The 215-nt window shown below is 40.0% G+C and carries 1 protein-coding gene; it reads right to left on the minus strand.

Annotated features, from left to right (window positions below; all coding sequences use genetic code 11):
• A partial coding sequence (locus ACQCV8_RS20280) for an IS200/IS605 family accessory protein TnpB-related protein (protein ID WP_426847231.1) occupies positions 1–215 on the minus strand: 215 nt, incomplete at both ends.

The following is a 215-nucleotide window of genomic DNA, read 5'->3' on the forward strand; positions in this document are numbered from 1 at the left end:
TTGACTCGAGTAGGCGGGATTCACATATTCAACTTTAATACCCACTAGGTTTGCTTTATATTCGATGAAATGAGACAGGCGATAAAATGACCAAGTGTGCAAATTCTTTTCGTTTTTACGGCTCGTTTTTGCCGTCTGTCTAATGTTCGCCAGTTGTTCCAAGCGAATGACAGAAATGTGATTGTCTTTTGCAAAATTGATGATTGCACGGCTCA

The sequence above is a fragment of the Metabacillus sp. 84 genome (assembly GCF_050107715.1).
GTDB lineage: Bacteria > Bacillota > Bacilli > Bacillales > Bacillaceae > Metabacillus_B.